18 protein-coding genes are annotated in these 19,227 nt (G+C 62.3%); 15 read left to right on the top strand and 3 right to left on the bottom strand.

All coding sequences use genetic code 11. The annotated features are described in order from the left end of the window. Positions 1 to 16 precede the first annotated feature (16 nt). On the top strand, positions 17 to 1,444 hold the full coding sequence (locus ATB1_RS07835; protein WP_042663131.1) for a family 43 glycosylhydrolase: 1,428 nt from the start codon (positions 17 to 19) through the stop codon (positions 1,442 to 1,444). A 211-nt stretch (positions 1,445 to 1,655) separates the two neighbouring features. Here the strand turns inward: ATB1_RS07835 and ATB1_RS07840 are convergent, their stop codons facing one another. Next, positions 1,656 to 3,050: a GntP family permease gene (locus ATB1_RS07840; protein WP_042662608.1), complete on the bottom strand. Its 1,395-nt coding sequence runs from the start codon at positions 3,048 to 3,050 to the stop codon at positions 1,656 to 1,658. Positions 3,051 to 3,203: 153 nt separating this feature from the next. On the opposite strand from ATB1_RS07840, the gene ATB1_RS07845 reads away from it, so the two are divergent. The 9 genes from ATB1_RS07845 (at position 3,204) to ATB1_RS07885 (ending at position 11,970) form a co-directional block, all read left to right on the top strand. After that, positions 3,204 to 3,650, top strand: a complete 447-nt coding sequence (locus ATB1_RS07845; RefSeq protein WP_042662607.1) for a universal stress protein — start codon at positions 3,204 to 3,206, stop codon at positions 3,648 to 3,650. A gap of 1,412 nt (positions 3,651 to 5,062) precedes the next feature. After that, positions 5,063 to 5,839: an IclR family transcriptional regulator gene (locus ATB1_RS07850; RefSeq protein WP_042662606.1), complete on the top strand. Its 777-nt coding sequence runs from the start codon at positions 5,063 to 5,065 to the stop codon at positions 5,837 to 5,839. A 105-nt stretch (positions 5,840 to 5,944) separates the two neighbouring features. After that, a complete protein-coding gene (locus ATB1_RS07855) occupies positions 5,945 to 7,105 on the top strand; it encodes an amidohydrolase family protein (protein WP_052367768.1) in 1,161 nt (386 codons plus the stop codon). Continuing rightward, positions 7,102 to 7,500 (top strand): Rieske (2Fe-2S) protein, encoded by a 399-nt coding sequence (locus ATB1_RS07860; protein ID WP_042662605.1) that lies wholly within the window; start codon positions 7,102 to 7,104, stop codon positions 7,498 to 7,500. Before ATB1_RS07855 ends, ATB1_RS07860 begins: the two co-directional genes overlap by 4 nt. Positions 7,501 to 7,550: 50 nt before the next feature. Beyond that, positions 7,551 to 8,237, top strand: a complete 687-nt coding sequence (locus tag ATB1_RS19845) for an RraA family protein (protein ID WP_052367767.1) — start codon at positions 7,551 to 7,553, stop codon at positions 8,235 to 8,237. Positions 8,238 to 8,579: 342 nt separating this feature from the next. Next, entirely contained in the window at positions 8,580 to 9,521 is a 942-nt protein-coding gene (locus ATB1_RS07870; protein WP_082256338.1) for a glycine betaine ABC transporter substrate-binding protein, read from the top strand. A gap of 1 nt (position 9,522) precedes the next feature. Further along, a complete protein-coding gene (locus tag ATB1_RS07875; protein ID WP_042662618.1) occupies positions 9,523 to 10,272 on the top strand; it encodes an ABC transporter permease in 750 nt (249 codons plus the stop codon). Beyond that, the gene (locus ATB1_RS07880) at positions 10,269 to 11,306 is read left to right on the top strand and encodes an ABC transporter ATP-binding protein (RefSeq protein WP_042662604.1); all 1,038 of its coding nucleotides are present in this window, start codon (positions 10,269 to 10,271) and stop codon (positions 11,304 to 11,306) included. Before ATB1_RS07875 ends, ATB1_RS07880 begins: the two co-directional genes overlap by 4 nt. Further along, on the top strand, positions 11,299 to 11,970 hold the full coding sequence (locus ATB1_RS07885) for an ABC transporter permease (protein ID WP_042663133.1): 672 nt from the start codon (positions 11,299 to 11,301) through the stop codon (positions 11,968 to 11,970). Before ATB1_RS07880 ends, ATB1_RS07885 begins: the two co-directional genes overlap by 8 nt. 100 nt (positions 11,971 to 12,070) lie before the next feature. Here the strand turns inward: ATB1_RS07885 and ATB1_RS07890 are convergent, their stop codons facing one another. After that, entirely contained in the window at positions 12,071 to 13,234 is a 1,164-nt protein-coding gene (locus tag ATB1_RS07890; RefSeq protein ID WP_052367879.1) for an MFS transporter, read from the bottom strand. A 246-nt stretch (positions 13,235 to 13,480) separates the two neighbouring features. Beyond that, positions 13,481 to 13,765, bottom strand: coding sequence for a hypothetical protein (locus ATB1_RS07895; protein WP_042663135.1), 285 nt, complete (start codon positions 13,763 to 13,765; stop codon positions 13,481 to 13,483). Positions 13,766 to 13,949: 184 nt separating this feature from the next. Here ATB1_RS07895 and ATB1_RS07900 point away from each other — a divergent pair, with 184 nt between their 5' ends. From ATB1_RS07900 to ATB1_RS07920, 5 genes are all read left to right on the top strand, one after another. Continuing rightward, positions 13,950 to 14,756: an aldo/keto reductase gene (locus ATB1_RS07900; RefSeq protein WP_042662602.1), complete on the top strand. Its 807-nt coding sequence runs from the start codon at positions 13,950 to 13,952 to the stop codon at positions 14,754 to 14,756. A 139-nt stretch (positions 14,757 to 14,895) separates the two neighbouring features. Further along, the gene (locus ATB1_RS07905) at positions 14,896 to 16,143 is read left to right on the top strand and encodes a saccharopine dehydrogenase family protein (protein ID WP_082256282.1); all 1,248 of its coding nucleotides are present in this window, start codon (positions 14,896 to 14,898) and stop codon (positions 16,141 to 16,143) included. 342 nt (positions 16,144 to 16,485) lie between these two features. Beyond that, positions 16,486 to 16,878, top strand: coding sequence for an EamA family transporter (locus ATB1_RS07910; protein ID WP_198526061.1), 393 nt, complete (start codon positions 16,486 to 16,488; stop codon positions 16,876 to 16,878). Between the two features lie 76 nt (positions 16,879 to 16,954). After that, positions 16,955 to 17,401, top strand: a complete 447-nt coding sequence (locus tag ATB1_RS07915) for a universal stress protein (protein WP_042662599.1) — start codon at positions 16,955 to 16,957, stop codon at positions 17,399 to 17,401. A gap of 124 nt (positions 17,402 to 17,525) precedes the next feature. After that, positions 17,526 to 18,974, top strand: a complete 1,449-nt coding sequence (locus tag ATB1_RS07920) for an aldehyde dehydrogenase family protein (protein ID WP_042663137.1) — start codon at positions 17,526 to 17,528, stop codon at positions 18,972 to 18,974. Positions 18,975 to 19,227: the final 253 nt, after the last annotated feature.

A 19,227-nucleotide genomic window follows, 5' to 3' on the forward strand; every position in this document is an offset into this window, starting at 1 on the left:
GCTCGGGGCGGGTGCGGTGGCGACCGTCGGCGGCCTCGGACTGAGCGGGACCGTCAGTGCGGACGAGAGTTCCACGCACTACCACAACCCGGTCGGGCCGATCGGTTTCGGCGACGTGTCGATCATCGAGGACAACGGGACCTACTACGCCTACGGAACGGAGACGCCCCAAGACATCATCCCCATCGCGGAGTCGACGGACATGTACAACTGGTCGTACATCGCGCCGGCGCTCACGGAGACGCCGGGCTGGCACCCCACGGAATCGGACCCGGGCTGCTGGGCACCGGATATCCGATACCACGACGGCCAGTACCACCTCTACTACTCGCTGTCGGTCTGGGGGAGCGACAACGCCGGAATCGGCCTGGCCACCTCGGACACACCCGACGGTCCCTTCACCGACCAGGGACCGGTCATCGAGAGCGGCGACCTCGACCTGACGAACTGCATCGACGCGGACACGGTAATCGTCGACGGGCAACCCTGGCTAGTTTGGGGCAGTTACGAAGGCATCTACGCCGTCCAGATGAACGGCGCGATGGACGATATCGTCCCCGGCACCGAGTTCCAGATGGCGGGTCAGATGATCGAGGGGCCGGTGATGCTCCAAGACAACGGGTACTGGTACCTCTTTTACTCCTCGGGGCAGTGCTGTGAGGGGTACGACAGCACCTACCGCCTCGAATGCGGCCGCGCGACGTCGTTCACGGGACCGTACTACAACCAGAACGGCACGGACCTGCGGGACCTCACGGAGACCCACCAGGGCGTCCCGATTCTGGAGGGCAACAGCGAGTTCACCGGCCCGGGCCACAACGACGTCTTCCGGGGCCCCGACGGCGACTGGTGGTGTTTCTACCACGTGGAGGCGACCGCCGACGACGAGACGCGCTACATGATGCAAGACCGCATCGAGTGGGACAACAACGACTGGCCGGTCATCGCCTGCAACGGCGTACCGAGCAGCGAGGCCCCCGTCCCCGGCGAGCCCTCGGGCTGTGAAAGCGGTCCCATTTCGGACGGTACCTACGCGATCACGAACGTCAACAGCGGCAAACTGCTCGAAGTAGCCAACGCCGGAACGGCCGACGGCGACAACGTGCGCCAGTACGCCGACACCGGGAGCGCGTGTCAAGACTGGGACGTCACGGCGAACGGCGACGGCACCTACGCGATCACGAACGTCAACAGCGGCCTCTGGCTGGAGGTTGCGAGCGCCGGCACGGCAGAGGGTGACAACATTCAGCAGTACAGCAACACCACCCACCCGACTCAGGCCTGGACTATCGAAGACGCGGGCGGCGGTGAGTACCGCCTCGTCAACGCGAACAGCGGGCTGCTCGCCGAGGTGGCGAACGCGGGCACCGCCGACGGCGACAACGTCCAGCAGTGGAGCGACAACGGCGGTTCACACCAGCGGTGGACGTTCACCTCGGTCTGACCGAGCGACCGACCGGACCTACGGCACGGCGTCGCCGCCGGCGACGTACAGCAGGTGGCTGGTGACGAACGACGCGCCGACGCCGTGCATCTCCGGAGTCCACAGCGGCTCACTGCCGAGCGACGGAGGAAAAAGACACCCAGAGATTACGCGGTTGTGGTCTCGGTGCGTGCATCACTTCCGTTTGACACTCGGTTTCGACGGCCGAAATTCACGCGAGCGGAACGATAGTCGAGAAGACGAGCACCGAAGCGATTCCCGTGACCGAGATAATCGTCGTCAGCGCCGTCCACGTTTTCAACGTCTCCATCTGCGTCAGACCGCCGATTTCCTTCATCAGCCAGAAACCGGAGTCGTTGTACCACGAACAGATGATGCCGCCCGAGCCGATTGCCATAACGAGGTATGCGGTGTGTACGTTGAGCTGGCTCGTCAGCGGTGCCATGATACCCGCGGTCGTCAGCATCGCGGCCGTTGCTGACCCCTGTGCGATGCGGACGATAGCGGCGATAAGCCACGCGGTCACCAGCAGTCCGATGCCAATCCCGCGGAGGCTATCGGCGATGTACGGACCGATTCCCGACGCAGCGAGCAGCGCACCGAACGCGCCACCCATCGCGGTGATTGCAGCGATGTTCCCACCGCTCTTGAGTGCCTCAGTAAGCTCGTCTTCCCACAGCGAACGCGAGAGGTCAGACCAGCGAAGGTACGTGAGCGCCGCTGTAAGCCCAGCAAGCGTCATGGCGACGTTCTTGTCTCCGACGAATGCGATTCCTGGTCTGACGACCGCGAGAGACGGATAGAGCGGTTCGAGCGTGTTGAGAATCGTAAGCGAGCTCACTAACGCGACCGCGAGGATTATCGGGAGCGCGGCCTCGAACGTCCCCGGAAGCGAGCTACTGCTCTGCTGTGCCCGTTCTTCGAGTTCTTCGGTCGTCGTCCCCATCGAGTCTCGCAGCGGAATCTCCATCCGAGCGTTGGCCCAATGGCCGAAGACGAGCCCGGACATCGTCGCCGAGGGAATCGCGACGGCCACGCCGACAGCCATCGTCATGGCGAGGTCGGCGTGCACTTGACTAGCGACTGCCAGCGGTCCCGGAGTCGGTGGAATGAACACGTGCGCCGCAGAGCCGCCGGCGCCCACGGCGATGAGGTACAACGCGTAGTTCTTTCCGCGGCGTGCACGCATCGAGCGTGCGAGCGGAGCCAAAAGGAACAGGACGCTGTCGAAGAACACCGGAATCGAGAGGACCGTGCTGCTCCCCCACAGCGCAAATTCCGAGTTCTCCCTCCCGACGAGCGATTGGAACGTCCGCACGATACGTTGAGCGGACCCACTTTCGAGCATCGACTTGCCGATGATTGCCGCCATGAGGATCGGAATGCCGATACCTTCCATCCCGTTTCCGAACGCCGCTGCCGTTCTCGTCGCCGCATCGACGAGCGCGAAGTCCGAGACGAACACCGAGTTGACGATGCCGACGGAGAACGCGGCGAGTCCTAACCCCACGAACGCGGGGAGGTCCCACACGACGAGGAACAGTACAACTAGTATGAGCCCGGCTACGAACGTAAGTAGCGGACTATGGACGAACTCCACCGTCATGATCCGTCTTCCGATCAATCATGTTAGTTAATAATTGTTACTATGTGCCACTGCTTGATTATGTGTACTGTTCGGGGAAATATATCGTTCCCTGAGACAATCTGCGAAGTCGCTGCCCGTGGTTTCTTCAAAGAAGACCCACGTGTAGGAGGTATGGAACGAGTCCTAGCCGTCGTAGACCCATCGGAGACCTCGAAGAAGGTCGTCCGCGAGGCCGGTTCGGTGGCCGAACAGATGGATGCCGAAATGGTCCTCATCCACGTGACGACGGAAGACGAGTACAAAGCTCGACGCGGGACGATGGAGACGCTCCTGAGCGCTTCGAGGAGTTACACACACGACGACGCGCGAGAGGGGGCGACGAAGTTCGCTCGCGACCTCGGACGCGAAGTGCTCGCTGATTTCGAGGTGGAGTACCGGGCGGTCGGGTCCCTCGGCGACAAGGCCGCCGAAGTACTCGATACGGCAGTCGAAAACGAGTGCGACCATATCTTCCTCTCCGGACGTCAACGGTCGCCGGCGGGTAAGGCTATCTTCGGTGACACCACGCAGCGAGTCATCCTTGAGTTCGACGGATTCGTCACCGTCACTACTCGGTGAACCTCGTCTCCCGGAGTCGTCAGTAAGTATCGCTTGCCCGGCGAGAGAACTCAACCACGGACTGTTCGGTTGGTGAAGTACACGTGAGCACACGGGTCACCGTCGATTCTGTTCTCCTTCGAGACCACCTCTAGCCGACTCACGCGAAATTGAAAGCGACCCCTCGACTAGCGGCGTCGGTTGCCAACTCCTCGTTTGCTATCTGAGAATTTTCATCGGCCGCACACAGGTAAGCCTTACATAATTGTGTATGTAATTTACTGGACTGATTTCATCCGAATATCGATATTTTAGGCGCTGATGAGAGCGCTGCGTCGAGAGTTCCAATACGCGCAGGAAGACAGAATACATCGGGTTCTCCGACCGCACCTATCGGCGCGCCCCCCACGAACGGCGAGCTCGCTTGGTGATTCATCTCAGAGATGGTGGAGTCGCGAATAAGGCGCTACAGAGACCGGTTTCGGCCACGCGCTAACTCGTGGCCTCGGACAAAGGGTCACGGGTGGGAGCAGAGCCCCGCTCTGTGGGGTGCCGTACTCGTATCGAACCGCGGATAGTTGTTCTGAGAGGAAGAACAGTCGAGATACCGCGAGTCGGCGTGTTGTGACCCCCCAGAACGCGTACACCCACCGAGAAACTGACCGACAGGCGTCTTTCGAGCCCACAAACTCGCTCTGCGAGTTTGGGACGTCCCCAGAAATCTTTGATTTCTGGTGGGCAAACGAGACGCTGCGCGTCTCGTCGCGTCGCCGTCCGCTCACGCTCCCAAGTCTCTTCTAAATCCGCTGCAAAGCGCTCGCTGAGTAGGTCTGCGAGCGTTGTCCCAAGCAAACTCAACGACCTGCTCGCTTCTCAAACTGACTTAACTAGACAGTGATACATTTCGGACATGTTCGCGAATTTCGGTGCGCTAGTGAGAATCGCACTGATCGAGTGCAGATAATGGTACGCAGCGGCCGGGTTGACGGCAAACTCGTCCGAACGAGCCGACACCAGGAATCACGCAACGACCCGTGAACGTCTCGTGCCATGTTATCCGGCCAGTTCAGGACGTGTCGCGAGATAAATAGCGGTCAGAAGATTACACCAGTACTAATGTAATCTGTGTCTCGGCTACTGCGGGTGGCCGCGCGACTATCCACCGCGGCAGTAACTCGTCACGCGACTTCGGCTCGACAGCGCTCATCGGAGGTGTCGAGAGTGGATAGCGACCTTGCGTTTCGTGATATGAAACGGCCGCGGTTGGCAGACGGGGTGATCCACAAAAGCCCCGAACCGGTCTCCGGTTAGATTGCTCGTCTGAGGACGAACACAACCGCGCCCAAGCGTGGTTTGAACTGGTGTCTCAGAACACGATGCGTCATATTTCGTGATGCGAAACAGTAAAGTCCGCACGAAACTAACGCTAGCATATGCCACACAAAGCCAAGAATCCCATCAACTCCGATTTGACATTGCTCGAAATCCTCAACGGACTGGACGAGCTGGGCGGAGGGCGCATCCAAGACATCGCCGACGAGACGGGAATCACGAAAAGCACGGTCCACAATCACCTCAGTACGCTCCGTCAGCAGGGATTCATCGTTAAAGACGGAGACCGGTACTACCTGGGGCTACGGTTCCTCAAACTGGGGGAGGTCGCACGAAACCGCGGGCCGCTGTTCTCGTTCGGTCGCCCGGAAGCGGACAAAGTCGCCAACGAAACAGGAGAGCTGACCAACTTATCGACCGTAGAACACGCCCGTGGCGTCTATCTCTACCGAACTCAGAGCGAGCAAGAAGTGCGGTTTTCGACAGCCGCCGGCGAGTACCACGACCTCCACTGCTCCGCGACCGGAAAGGCGATACTCGCCTTTTCGCCGGAGTCGGTGTTAGACGAATTCGAGGACGTCCACGGCCTGACGAGATACACCCAAAACACCATCACGGACCGCGCGGAACTCGAAGAAAGCCTCGAAACAGTTCGCGAACGCCAACTCGCGTTGGACCTTGAGGAGTACGAGAAGGGGCTTCGATGCGTCGCCTCCCCGATTCTCGACAAGGACGACCGCGCGCTCGGCGCAATCAGCGTCTCCGGGCCGGCGATGAAATTCACCGGGGAGTACTACCGCGAAACGCTCGCAGAAGCCGTCAAAAGCGCGGCAAACGTTATCAGCCTCAACATCACGCGGACCGAGGGAACGTACTAACCGCTCGGAACCGAACCCGTTTCGTGTGACAAAATGTTTCGGGGCATCTCTGGTTCGCTGTCTGAGGAGAACATTTATAACGATTGTATCCAACATTGGAACCGTATGGCTGACCAAAGCAAGCGACTCGCCGAACGTAGTGAGCAAGCCAGGTCAAACCCCCTCGCAGACCAGCTCAAGGAAGTGCCGGTCATCGACATGGACGTTCACACGTCCTTCAGAAACGAGGAAATCCAGCGGGACCTACTGAAACACCTCGACGACCCGTACAAGCGGGAAATCGAGTACTACCTTCAGCCGGGGACGTCCTCGTACGATGGGATGTACCCGACGGACAATTACAACCGTGACCTGAGTGGGAAGCTCCCGACAGAGCTAATGCAGGTGACGGAGCCGAAAGAGGACATCGACGATATCCTTTCGAAGGAGTTCCACGTCGACTATCCCATCGTCAATATGCTGCCGGAGCTCAACATGGTTCGGCAGACGGACAAGGCGGTGGCAATCAACGAGGCTGCAAACAAGGTGCTCGTCGAGCGCTTCCTCGACGGCCACGACAACATCTACGGCCTGGCGTCGGTCGTCCCACACGACCCGTCGGCCGCCGCAGAGGAGATCGACCGCTTCGCCAAGGAGGACCAGATCTGCGGCGTGTTCCTGAACTCGACGGGGACGAAGACGCCACTCGGCGACGAGAAGTACGACCCGATTTACCGTGCGGCCGAGGACAACGACCTCCCCGTCGTCTTCCACGGGGCGGCCGCTCCGGGGCTCGCTCTCGACTTCCCCACGCTCCAGCACGAACTACAGACGTACATGGCGAACCACGCGCTCGCACACGTCTACTCTCAGTTCCTGACGCTGACGAGTCTCTTCGAGAACGGGACACCGGCGAAGTTCCCCGACGTCGACTTCGTGTTCCAGGAGGCTGGCATCGCGTGGCTCTCGCTCATCTTCCGTCTGAACCGGGAGTACAAGCAGCGCCGGAGCGAGGTCCCGCTGCTGGAGAAGACGCCGGAGGAGTACGTTCGCGACCAGTTCTATTTCGCCACGCAACCGCTCGACGAGCCGAACGACCCCGTCATGATGAAACAGCTCGTCGAGATGTGGGGTGGCGACGTGCTCATGTTCGCGACGGACCACCCCCACTTCGACATCGACAACACGGAAGCGCTGCTGAAGTACCTCGGCAACTTCTCCGAGGAAGACCGTAACAAGGTGTTGTACGGAAACTCGGCAGAAGTCTTCGACATCGACGTCTCATGAGCCAGAATGCACAGAATCTGCCGCTCGACGACGACGAGCACGTCGTCGCGCGGTCCGATGAACTCACCGACGGTGAGCGCGTCATCGCGCTCCTGAATGGAAAAGAGATCGGCGTCTTCAACATCGACGGCGAGCTGTACGCCTACCCGAACTGGTGTGCTCACCAGGGCGGCCCGCTCTGTGAAGGCAGGGTGAGCGGAACCGTCGAAGCGGAACACGACCGGGACACGCTCACGACCGAACTCGAGTGGTGCCGAGAAGGAGAGATTCTCAGCTGTCCGTGGCACGGCTGGGAGTTCGACGCTACGACCGGTGACTGCCTCGTCGACGACGGCTGTAAACTCCGGTCTATTCCCGTTCGCAACGAGTCCGGCTACGTCGTCGTCACGCTGTAATCGCTATCCGAACACCACACCCACCAACCACACCATACCAACCCAAACCGATGATCAACCAATCCACCTCAGAGAGAGAACGAGAAGTCGACGAGGAACTGCTCGCCAAATACGAAGACCTGTACACGCCGGCGGTGGCGGACGTAATGCACGAGTACGGGTACGAAGAGCAGACGCTCGACCCCGAAATCACGCCGCTCGACGACGGCATGACCGTGATCGGAAGCGCATTCCCCATCGTCGGTCGACCGAACCGAAGCGTCAACGCCGACGAGGTGCTCAAGCGCTTCCTCGAAATGCACGAGGACGTCCCCAAAGACGGCGTCATGATCTACGACACCAACGACACGAACTCGGCCCATCTCGGTGAGTTGGAGGTGACCTCACTCCAACCGTCGGGCGTGGCCGGTGCCGTCATCGACGGCGGCGTCCGCGACACGAGCGTCATCCGAGAGCGCGGCTTCCCCGTGTTCAATCGATACACGACCCCCGTAGACTGTATCTTCCGCTGGGAATTGCTCGACTGGGGAGTCGATGCCGTCGTCGGCGGCGTTCAGGTCTCGCCCGGGGACATCGTCGTCGGCGACGGCGACGGCGTCGTCGTCGTTCCCCAGGAAATCGCCGAGGACGTCGCCGACGACGCCCACGAGATGGCGTCGTCCGAAGACGCGGTTCGGGCCGCCCTCGAAGACGGCGTCGGGGCGTTCGACGCCTACGAGGAACACGAGACGTTCTAGGCGTTTTCGAGACGACAGCGGAGCGTCCCATAACAACCTGCGAAGGACGACGGCGCAACCCCGAATGGGTGAGCACGGAGCAGCACGCTGCTCAGTCGCTCGGAGAGACGGAATTGCGGTCGTGAGCGAACCCGCTCCCGCGAGACCGGCTCCCGAGGTCGTCCGGCGCTGCTCCGATCCGCTGGACGGGGAGCGAGAGCGGATATTCATGTTGCTTAGCTGCTATTTCTGGATGCGCGTGCGTACATCATCTAAGACGCGCAGGATTCGCCCAGTTCGGGCGGCAAAAACTGTCTGAGGATAAATTATAAATATCTCCGACCCAGTTCATCAGGATGAATCATGCACAACAGTAGGAGAGCGTTCCTTCAGTCAGCGGGAGCAATCGGTATCGCAAGCATGGCGGGCTGTTCCAGTATCGTAGACGGCGGCGGTAGCGGCGACAGTATCACTATCGGTTCGAAGCAGTTCGCGGAACAGGAGATTCTCGGGCACATGGCGATTGCCGCCCTCCGGGAAAACACCGACCTGACGGTCAACGACGAGACGGGACTCGGCGGGACCTCCCAGTGTTTCAACGCGCTCAAGAACGACGAAATCGATTGTTACTGGACGTACACCGGGACGCTCTGGCACCAGATTCTCGGGAAGTCGAACGTCATCCCCGACGGGGAGCAGATATACAGCGAGTCGAAGAGCGCCGCCGAAGAAGAGTGGGGACTGACGCTGACGGAGCCCACCGGGGCCGACGCGTCGTGGACCATCGTCGCCCGCCCCGATTGGGCGAGCGAACACGGTATCGAAACGATCAGCGACTTCGCCTCGTACGTCAACGACGGGAACACGGACATGACGTTCGTGTCCTACACGGAATACGCGGAACGAGAGGACGGGTTGCCCGCCCTCATCGAAGACTACGGCATCGAGCAGTCCGCGTGGGACGAGGTGAAACTGCGGAAGGTCGGATACGGCGGCCTGAACTACCAGATTCTCAACGACGGCCAGGCCGTCGCGACCTCGGGCTGGCAGACGCAGCCGCAGATATACAAGTACGACCTGCGCATCCTCCACGACGACAAGGGTCACTTCTCGAAGTACTGGATCGTCCCCATGATACAGCAGGACGCCATCGACAGCAATCCCGCCGTCAAAGAGACGCTGGACGAGGTGGCACCGAGCGTCACCACCGAGAAGATGCAGCAGATGGCGCTTGAGGCCAGCGAAGAAGACAAGGACCCGGCGAGCATCGCTCGCGACCACCTGAGCTCCGAAGGGCTCATCTGACATGCCATCGACGACATCCCTCGAAGCGGTCCTCACCGTCCTCACGTCGGTGACGTTGAACTCCACACTCGGAGCGTACCAGTCGTTCGTCTCCCGGTACGCCGGCGACCTGCTCGTGTTGACGCTGGAGCACATCGATATCATCGCTATCTCGATGCTGCTCGCGATACCCATCGGTATCTCTCTCGGTGTCCTGATAACGTTCAACGACACAGCGGCCACGGTCGTTCTCTGGCTCGCCGGCGTCGCCATGACGGTGCCGAGCATCGCGTTGTTCGGTCTGCTCATCCCCGTCTTCGGAATCGGGGAACCGCCGGTCATCGTCTCGCTGGTGTTGTACTCGCAGCTTCCACTCGTCAGGAACACGTACGTCGGGCTCAACGGCGTCGACGACGCGGTCATCCAATCCGGTCGGGGACTGGGCATGACCCGTATCGAGCGCCTTCGGCGGATTCAGGTTCCGATGGCGCTCCCGGTCATCATGACCGGACTGCGAAACGCCGTCGTCATCATCATCGGCGTCGCCGCCATCGGAGCGTTCGTCGGAGCCGGCGGGTTGGGGGATTTCATCTTCCAAGGAATCCGCGAGCGCAACATCCCGATGATCGTCGTCACGACCGTCGTGCTGGTGGTGCTGACGCTGGCGTTCGATTACTGCTTCGCGGTCAGCGAGCAACTGTTCAGACTTCGTAACGGAGAGCGGATAGACCAAGCACGACCGACCCGCGCAATCTGGAGGATACTCTCATGAGTCAACACGCAATCGAGTTCGAAAACGTTCGGAAAGAGTACGGGCAGACGGTGGCGCTCGACGGTGTGAGTTTCAGCGTCGAAGCTGGGACAACGACTGTTCTCGTCGGGCCATCCGGCTGTGGCAAGACGACCACGATGAAACTCGTCAACCGCCTCGAAGACCCGACCGATGGGACGGTTCGGTTCGAAGGCGAAAACGTACAGAATGTAGAGAAGACGAGTCTCCGGCGAAGCATCGGCTACGTCATCCAAGACATCGGCCTGTTCGACCACATGACCGTCGCGGAGAACGTGGGAACGGTCCCGCGGCTGAAAGACTGGGACGAAGACCGCATCGAGAGCCGGGTCGACGAACTCCTGTCGCTCATGGACCTCCCGCCGGATCAGTACCGGGAGAACTACCCCCGGGAACTGTCCGGCGGCCAGCGACAGCGCGTCGGCGTCGCCCGTGCCCTCGCGGCCGACCCGGACCTGATGTTGATGGACGAGCCGTTCGGGGCGCTCGACCCCATCACCCGCGACAACCTCCAAGACGAGTTCCTCGAGATTCAAGAGCAGATCAACACCACGATTCTGTTCGTCACCCACGACATCGACGAGGCGCTGAAGATGGGGGACAAAATCGCGATTTACGACGTGGGCGAAGTCGTCCAGTACGACACGCCCGAGAACATCCTCCAGGACCCGGCGAACGAGTTCGTCGAGGACTTCATCGGGTCGAACCGCGGCCTGAAGAAACTGCAGGTGCTACCGGTCGAAGACGTCATGGACGCGGACGACTCGCTCGTGGGGAAGTCCGTCTCCGAACTGGCTCGGGAGCGGCCGGAATTCGAAGCCGCCGCGGCGGACGGCGCGGGAACGCCGCCGTACGTCACCGCCGGGCAAAGCGCCGAGACGGCGCTGTCGGTGCTGCTCGAATCCGACTGCGACGACCTCGCGGTCGTCCGAGACGACAGCGTCGTCGGGACGGTGACCCTCGAACACCTCCGCCACAGTAACGGACCAACGCGGGAGGAACTCACGCATGAGTAACCTGCTCGTCGAGGCGACGAACTACCTGCTCAACAACTTCGACACGTTCGTCGACCTGCTGCGCGAGCATCTCATCTTGGTGCTCGTCGCGCAGGTCGGTGCGATAGTCGTCGCGGTGACGGCAGGCATCCTCGCGACGCGAAACGAGCGAGCGAAGACGTGGGTCCTGTCGTCGGGGAACGTCTCCCAGACGGTCCCACCGCTGGCCGTCATCGCGCTCGTCTTCCCGTTCGTCGGCATCGGCTTCAACTCGGCGTTGCTCGCGATGTGGGTGTACGCGCTGTTGCCCATCATCACGAACACCATCGCCGGCATCGAGGACGTCGACGAGGGAACCATCCGAGCGGCGGAAGGGATGGGCATGACCGACCGCGAAATCCTCCGTCAGATCCAACTCCCGTTGGCCGTCCCAGTCATCTTCGCCGGCATCAGGACCAGCACCGTGATGAACGTCGGAACGGCGTACCTCGCCATCTTCATCGGTGCCGGGGGACTCGGCGACTGGGTCGTCACCGGCATCCAACTGTTCAACACGCCGCAGATTCTCGCCGGCGCGATTCCCGGCGCGGTGTTGGCGATTTCGCTCGACACCATTCTCGGCGTCGCCGAGCGGAACCTCGACACGCAGACCACGCAAAGCGGCGGTCCGGCCGCGGAAGCCTGAACCGACAGCCGCCAATCGAGTCCCCCGAGACGGTTGCCCCTCGTACCCTCTTGTCACCGCATCGTTGGCAGCGACACGCAAAGCCGACGAGCCGTTCGAATCAGCGTCGCCCGAGCCACACCAGCGGTATCGCCGCGAGCCCGAAGCCGACGAGCAGGCTCGCGAACGCCGACGTGTAGCCCAGTCGCGTGGCGGCGGTCCCGATGTACGCGGGGCCGAGACTGCCGACGGCGAAGTACACCGTTCTGAGGACGCCGAGGTCGCCGCCGATCGTCTCCGTCGCCAGCACGTCGCTGAGATAGACGTACATGACCGGCCAGATGGCGGTGATGGCGACGGCGTAGGCGACGAGTCCGACCCCGACGCCGACGGGGGAGTCGACGAGTACGAGCGTCGAGAGCCCGACGACACCGAATCCCATCGCGGCGACGCCCATCCCGGTGGGAGACCACGCGTCGCTGAGCGCGCCGGCGACGGGCGTAACCACCATGCCGACGACGAACATGCTCGCGAAGGCGACCGTCGCCTCGAACGACGAGAAGGACTTCACCGCCTGCAGATACGCCGGGAGGAAACTCGCGCTGCCCTGCCAGAGGAACATCGAGACGGACATGACGACGAGGACGGCGTACGTCTCGCGCTCCCGAAAGAGCCGAGAGCACACCGCTTTGGGGTCGAGCGCCACGCGCGAGACGGCGTACTCGCCGCGGTTGTGTCTGTGCGTGCCGGCCCCGACGAGCGCCAGCAATACGACCACCGGAACGAACGCGTCTCGCCACGAGAACGTCCCGACGATGGCGACCGCGAGCACCGCCGACAGCGCGCTTCCGAGGTTGACGGCCGCGTCTCGGATACCGAAAGCGCGCCCGCGGTTCTCCTCGAAGTGAGTCTGCAGCAGGACGAATCCGGCGGGTTCGAACAGCCCGTATCCCGCGCCGATGAGTCCGAGTCCCGCGACGAACACCGGGAACGTCGTCGCCACCGCCAAGACGAGGAACCCGAGAATCATCACGCCTTGGCTGCCGAGCAACACGACGCCGGCCGAGAGGCGGTCGGAGTACCGACCGCCGGGGAACTGCGCGGCGGCGTTGCACGCCCACATGAACGAGATGGACACGCCGGCCTCGGCCGCGCTGACCCCGAAGTAGTCGATTATCTCCGGGAGCATCGGTGCGACGACGAGGAGACCGGAGAGCGATACGACGATGCCGAGCGCGTGGAGGTTCAGTTGTCCGCCGTTGTAACCGCGAAACGTCTCTAGCATTGGTGTGGGAGTGTCATGGTGTCTGGGTGAGTCGTCGGGTGAGTCTCGGTCGTCATCGGTGAGTCTCGGTCGTCGTCGTCGGGGGCGGGAAGCGAACTGCTCGCACGGTCGGGGAGGCGGTCCGCGCCGCGGTAGGAACTCCACCCGGAGCGTGACGAGACGGGCGACCGTCTCGGGCGCTGCTTGCAGCGCGTTATGTCCCGGTCCGCGGCGCTGGCAATTAAAATTGCCGAGTGAGACGCGCGGTCACTCTCGCTCGGCGACCGCGTCCTCGACGAGCGATCTGAACGACGACGACGTGATAGAGAAGACGGTGTTCGCGCTACTGTCGCGCGACCGGTAGACCGACTCGATTGGCTCGCCGTCGAGCCGTATCTGCCACGTGCTCAGTTTCGACGGCGACGGGTCGACGAGTCGGATGTTGCAGCCGTGGCTCGCTTCGAGTTCCTCGACGACCGTGTGGACGTAGACGTCGTCTTCGAACTTCGGTGCGTCGTAGCCCGGGAGGTCGAGCTCCTCGCGAATCTCCACGTTCGTCGTCCCACCACGGCGGAACGTCGTCAGGCCGGTCAGTGTCGGAGTTATCGGTCATACGTATCACTGGTCGAGCGACCGCAAAGAAACTTCGCCTCGGTCCGAGGCCGCTTCCGAGGGGCAAAGCGTTATACCTCGCTCGTTGGTAGTTGGTGTCGTGAGTCATAGTAGCACGTTTGGGATGGGTATCGGAACCTGGTACCCGGACCAGCGACAGCGATGCGTCGACAGCGTTCTCACCGCGCTCGACGAGGGGTATCGATACGTAGACACCGCACAGCAGTACGGTACGGAGGAATACGTCGGCGAAGCCATCCGACAGTCGGACGTTCCGCGCGAAGAGGTGTTCGTCGCGACGAAGGTGCGGCCGAGCAATCTCAGCCACGACCGCGTACTCGAAAGCACGAAAGAGAGCCTGGACGCGCTCGGCGTCGAGACGATCGACCTACTGTACGTCCACTATCCGCTGAAGGCCTACGACGTCGAAGAGACGATGGCGGCGTTCACGGAACTGCACGAGCGGGGACTCATCGACAACGTCGGTCTCAGCAATTACTCGATACCGATGCTCGACGAGGCGATGGGGGTCCTTGACGCACCCCTATTTGCTCACCAGGTCGAGATGCACCCGCTCCTGCAGCAACAGCACCTGCTCGAACACGCCCAGCGACACGACTACTGGCTGGTCGCGTATCGTCCGCTCGTCGGGGGCGAAGTGCTGGAGATACCGATGCTCGTCGATATCGCCGACAAGTACGACGCGACGCCGACACAGGTGAGTTTGGCCTGGCTGTTGAGCAAAGACCGGGTCGCGGCGATTCCGAAGGCGACGGGTGAACACGTCGCGGAGAACTGGGCCGCACGACAGTTGGAACTCGCAGCCGAGGACATCGCCGAAATCGACGCCATCAGCGAGGAGAAGCGGACCGTCACGCGCGAGTCGAGTCTGATGATTCACGACGAGCCGATGCCCTGGGAAGAAGTGTAACGGGCCTCCGAGACGACCAGCGGGCGGATTTCGCCGATTCACGGGGGCGGGCCGGGTTCCGGTCCGTAGGAGACGCGGACTGCGGCCATCCGACACCCCATAGAATTAAGTCGGTTAATCATGCATATCCTACTGTATTATGAGCGGTAAGACCGTAGTCCTTGGCGGTTCCGGAGCGATGACCTCCGCCTGCGTGTACGACCTGTACCGAACCAGCGACTTCGACGAAATCGTCGTCGCGGACGCTGACGAGAAGAACGCCCGTCGGCTCGTCGAACTAATCGACGACGACCGCGTCACGTTCGAACCCGTGGACGCGACGAGCGCAGACGACATCGCCCGCGTCCTCGACGACGCGGCGTACGTGGTGAACGGACTCCCGTACCAGTTCGAAGAGAACGTCCTCGACGCCATCGTCGAGGTCGGCGACCTCACCGGTGTCGACCTGAACGCCTTCGACTTCGACGCCGTACTCAGCCGGTCCGACGAGTTCGCTGAGGCGGGTTGTTCGCTGTGGTTCGCGAACGGCGGCCTCGTCAGCACGATCGCGCTCGGCATGGTCGGCTGCGACGAGTTCGACGACGTCGAGGACGTGAACTTCTACTGGGGGATGTGGCGGCTCCTCAGCCAGACGACCGCCGGCCTCACCGACACCGTTACCTACGAACACGACCCGAACGTCGACGAGCGGGCCCGCTGGGAAGACGGAGCGGTCATCAACGACCTCCCGCCGTTCTCTCAGGAGCGGACGTTCGAGTTCCCCGACCCCATCGGGGAACAGGAGACGTACGTCATCTCCCATCCCGAACCCATCACGTTCCCGAAGGCACCCATCGCACAAGAGACGAACGTCGACCGAATCATCACCCGCGGCGTCTGGCACGACGAGTGGACCGAATACGAGCGGACGCTCCACGCGATGGACGCGTTCGACGCCGACCCCATCGAGGTCGAAGGCGGGACCGTCGACCCCCTCGAAGTCGCCCAGTCGCAGGTCAAGCGCGCCGGCCGACAGCGAGACGCCGAGTGGCGGGCACCCGAGGAACTCTCCAGCGAGACGGAGTGGACGCCACAGACGATTCTCTCGTCGGAGGTCACGGGGACGGCGGGCGGAGAAGCGGGGACCGCGGTCTACCACTTCGAACAGCCGTTCCCGTTCTTCGACGGCAACGAAATCTCGATGATGCGGGAGTACGGCTGCTACGTCGGCGTGCCGCTGTCGGTGACGCTTCAGCTCATGGCCGAGGGTGCCGTGAACAAGGACGGCATCTTCGTGACCGAGACCAGCGGCATGGACGCCGACCGATACTTCGAGATGATGGAAGCGCGCGGCTTCGAGCTGACCGAAGAACAGACGCCGCCTAAGCAGGCCGCGACGTCCGCGTAAGCGAACGCGCCGAGAGTATCGGTCGCTGTCCCTCTTAATTCGACATTTGTCGTATAAAGATTTAACCTACTGTCGATACGACGTGGACCCGTATGCGATGTCCAAACTGCGACGAAACCCTCGTCGCCGTCGAGACGTACCACGACAGCGAGTTCGTCTGTAGAACGTGCGGGTACTACCTCCCCCGGGGGTCGGATTGACCCGACGAGTGACGCGTTCCTCGGCCGCCGGCCGAGCGAGGGGGAGAGAGGGACGTGAGCAGGCTTTCTTCCGGGGTGAGTTCCGTCACGGACAGCCGAAGAACCAATACCGATTGTCCCTGATATACGGGTAACGCACGCTATGTCGAAGACAGTTATCTTCGCGTTCGGGTCGATGGCGCTCTACGCGGGCTGGGCGTTTCTCGCCAAGGTCGCAACGAAGTCACTGCCGGCGGAGCAAGCCGTCATCTACACGTACGTCGCCGGGCTCACGGCCGCCGCCTCGTATCTCCTGTGGCGCGGCGGCCCGGTCGTCGTCTCCACGAGAGGAATCGGGTTCGCGCTCGCGGGAGGACTGTTCCTCGGACTCGGAACGATCAGCTACTACCTCGCGCTCAGTCAGGGCTCCGCCGCCGTCGCGACGAGCATCAGCGGGATGTACCTCCTCGGGACGACCCTCCTCGCGGTCGTCTTTCTGGAGGAGTTCTCGGGCAGGTCAAAATCGCGGGTATCGCGCTGGCGGTCGGCGCGGTGATACTGCTCGCACAGTAGGCGATGCGGAGCATACCGCCTCCCAAGGAAATTTGTTGTCCGACGTTCATACGTGAGATATGACGGTCGTAGCCGCAGTCGACGACTCGAACCGAGCAGCAACCGTTCTCGCGCGGGCATCGGCGCTCGCCGCGGACCTCGGCGAACCGCTTCACTCGCTTCACGTGCTCCAGCGCACGGATCTCGTTGACACCCTCGAAAAGGAGGTCGAGGGGCAGGCGGTCACCGAGAACCGCGAAGTCAGACGCGTCGGAGCCGAGATTATCGAGCGAGCGGCGGCGAACGCAGAACTCGAACACGACACAGCGGAGATCGAGAACGTCGTCCGCGTCGGCGACCCGGCGGAACAGATCACGACGTACGCCGACGGCGTCGACACCCGATACATCGTCGTCGGGGGACGACGCAGGTCGCCGACGGGGAAGGCCCTGTTCGGAAGCGTCACGCAGCGCGTGATGCTCAGTTCCGAAGTACCGGTGCTCAACGTCCCAACGAGTTCCCAGTAGCGGTACGCGCCACTCCGAAACCACCGGCGTGACCGTGAGAGAGGGTGACCGCGAACGGCCGCGACGGCGCCCGTATTGACGAGACCGACAGATATTATAATGAGGGTTCTGTGGATGAGAGTACATGCCGGTGTTCAATAACTACTGTAACGGCAAGTGGACAGGCTCTGAATCAGGCGAGACGTTCGAGGTGCGGAACCCCGCGGACCCGGACGACGTAATCGGCGAGTTCCCGTCGTCGACGGCCGACGACACCCGAGACGCGGTCGATGCCGCGGTCGCGGCTCAAGCGGCGTGGGAAGACACCCCAGCGCCCGAGCGCGGTGCGATTCTCCGCCGCGCCGCGTCGCGTCTCGAATCCCGGTCCGACGAGGTCGCCGAACTCCTCGCTCGGGAGGAAGGAAAAGCACTCCCCGAGGCGACGGGCGAAGTCGGCCGGGCCGTCGGTATCCTGTACTACTTCGCCGAGAAGGCGCTGGACCTGGGTGGCGAGGTCAAAGCGTCGAGTTCACAGGACACGCGCCTCGAAACCAAGACCGAGCCGCTGGGCACGGTCGGGTTGATTACGCCGTGGAACTACCCCATCGCCATCCCGACGTGGAAGCTCGCGCCCGCGCTCGTCACCGGCAACACCGTCGTTCTCAAGCCCGCGTCCCGAGCCCCCGCCGTCGCACACGAAGTGGCCAAGTGCCTCGACGAAGCCGGCCTTCCGGACGGCGTGCTCAACGTCATCACCGGCTCGGGCAGCGAGGTCGGCGGCACGCTCACGACCCACGACGATATCGACGCGATTTCCTTCACCGGGAGCACGGTCGTGGGACAGCAGGTCGGCGAGACGGCCGCGGCGGACGGCAAGCGCATCCAACTTGAGATGGGCGGGAAGAACCCGACGGTCGTGATGCCGAGCGCCGACGTCAGTACCGCCGCGGAAATCGTCTCCGACGGCGCGTTCGGCGGAACCGGACAGGCCTGTACTGCGGCGTCCCGAGCTATCGTCCACGAAGACGTCTACGACGAGTTCGTCGACGAACTCGTGGCCGCTGCGGAGGACATCAGCATCGGACCAGCGCTGGACGGCTACGACATGGGGCCGCACGTCAGTAAATCCGAGCTCGAAGGCACGCTGGACTACGTCGACGTCGGCGTCTCGGAGGGTGCGACCCTCGAAACCGGTGGGTCCGTCCCCGAAGCACCGCGCCACGAGTCGGGCTACTTCGTCGAGCCGACGGTCTTCTCGAACGTCTCCAGCGAGATGCGCATCGCACAGGAAGAGATTTTCGGGCCGGTCGTGGGTGTCATCCCCGCGAGTTCTTACGAGGAAGCGGTGACGCTCGCCAACGACACGAAATACGGGCTCTCCGCCAGTATCGTCACGCAAGACCTCAGCGAGGCCCATCAGTTCGCCGACGACGTCGAAGCCGGCGTCGTCAAGGTCAACGAGAAGACGACTGGTCTCGAACTCCACGTGCCCTTCGGCGGCATGAAGTCGTCGTCGAGCGAGACGTGGCGCGAGCAGGGTGACGCTGGCCTCGACTTCTTCACGACGTCGAAGACGGTGTACCTCAACTACTGAGCCCGGTCCCGGGTTCACGCGCCCCGCACTTTTCGCCGTTTTTTCCCGACCACGTAGAGCGTCGCGTCCGTATTAGACAGGGTGCTAACACGACGAGACCACGGGACGTCGACGGGGCGTTCTATGACATCGAACGGATTCGTGCCTGCCGAGCGGTCGTTTACCCGCCTGATACATTACAAGCATATATCTGTAATACGCATCCGTACCAAAACAACAGCCCACCAGCGGTGTCACAAACCGTCACCAAAGG

The sequence above is a fragment of the Haloferax sp. ATB1 genome (genome assembly GCF_000730175.1).

Excerpts from the sequence above, each read along its gene's own strand:
- ATB1_RS07840 (WP_042662608.1), bottom strand. The coding sequence starts at position 3,050 with ATGACGGTGGAGTTCGTCCATAGTCCGCTACTTACGTTCGTAGCCGGG.
- ATB1_RS07845 (WP_042662607.1), top strand. The coding sequence starts at position 3,204 with ATGGAACGAGTCCTAGCCGTCGTAGACCCATCGGAGACCTCGAAGAAG.
- ATB1_RS07850 (WP_042662606.1), top strand. The coding sequence starts at position 5,063 with ATGCCACACAAAGCCAAGAATCCCATCAACTCCGATTTGACATTGCTC.
- ATB1_RS07855 (WP_052367768.1), top strand. The coding sequence starts at position 5,945 with ATGGCTGACCAAAGCAAGCGACTCGCCGAACGTAGTGAGCAAGCCAGG.
- ATB1_RS07860 (WP_042662605.1), top strand. The coding sequence starts at position 7,102 with ATGAGCCAGAATGCACAGAATCTGCCGCTCGACGACGACGAGCACGTC.
- ATB1_RS19845 (WP_052367767.1), top strand. The coding sequence starts at position 7,551 with ATGATCAACCAATCCACCTCAGAGAGAGAACGAGAAGTCGACGAGGAA.
- ATB1_RS07870 (WP_082256338.1), top strand. The coding sequence starts at position 8,580 with ATGCACAACAGTAGGAGAGCGTTCCTTCAGTCAGCGGGAGCAATCGGT.
- ATB1_RS07875 (WP_042662618.1), top strand. The coding sequence starts at position 9,523 with ATGCCATCGACGACATCCCTCGAAGCGGTCCTCACCGTCCTCACGTCG.
- ATB1_RS07880 (WP_042662604.1), top strand. The coding sequence starts at position 10,269 with ATGAGTCAACACGCAATCGAGTTCGAAAACGTTCGGAAAGAGTACGGG.
- ATB1_RS07885 (WP_042663133.1), top strand. The coding sequence starts at position 11,299 with ATGAGTAACCTGCTCGTCGAGGCGACGAACTACCTGCTCAACAACTTC.
- ATB1_RS07890 (WP_052367879.1), bottom strand. The coding sequence starts at position 13,234 with ATGCTAGAGACGTTTCGCGGTTACAACGGCGGACAACTGAACCTCCAC.
- ATB1_RS07900 (WP_042662602.1), top strand. The coding sequence starts at position 13,950 with ATGGGTATCGGAACCTGGTACCCGGACCAGCGACAGCGATGCGTCGAC.
- ATB1_RS07905 (WP_082256282.1), top strand. The coding sequence starts at position 14,896 with ATGAGCGGTAAGACCGTAGTCCTTGGCGGTTCCGGAGCGATGACCTCC.
- ATB1_RS07910 (WP_198526061.1), top strand. The coding sequence starts at position 16,486 with ATGTCGAAGACAGTTATCTTCGCGTTCGGGTCGATGGCGCTCTACGCG.
- ATB1_RS07915 (WP_042662599.1), top strand. The coding sequence starts at position 16,955 with ATGACGGTCGTAGCCGCAGTCGACGACTCGAACCGAGCAGCAACCGTT.
- ATB1_RS07920 (WP_042663137.1), top strand. The coding sequence starts at position 17,526 with ATGCCGGTGTTCAATAACTACTGTAACGGCAAGTGGACAGGCTCTGAA.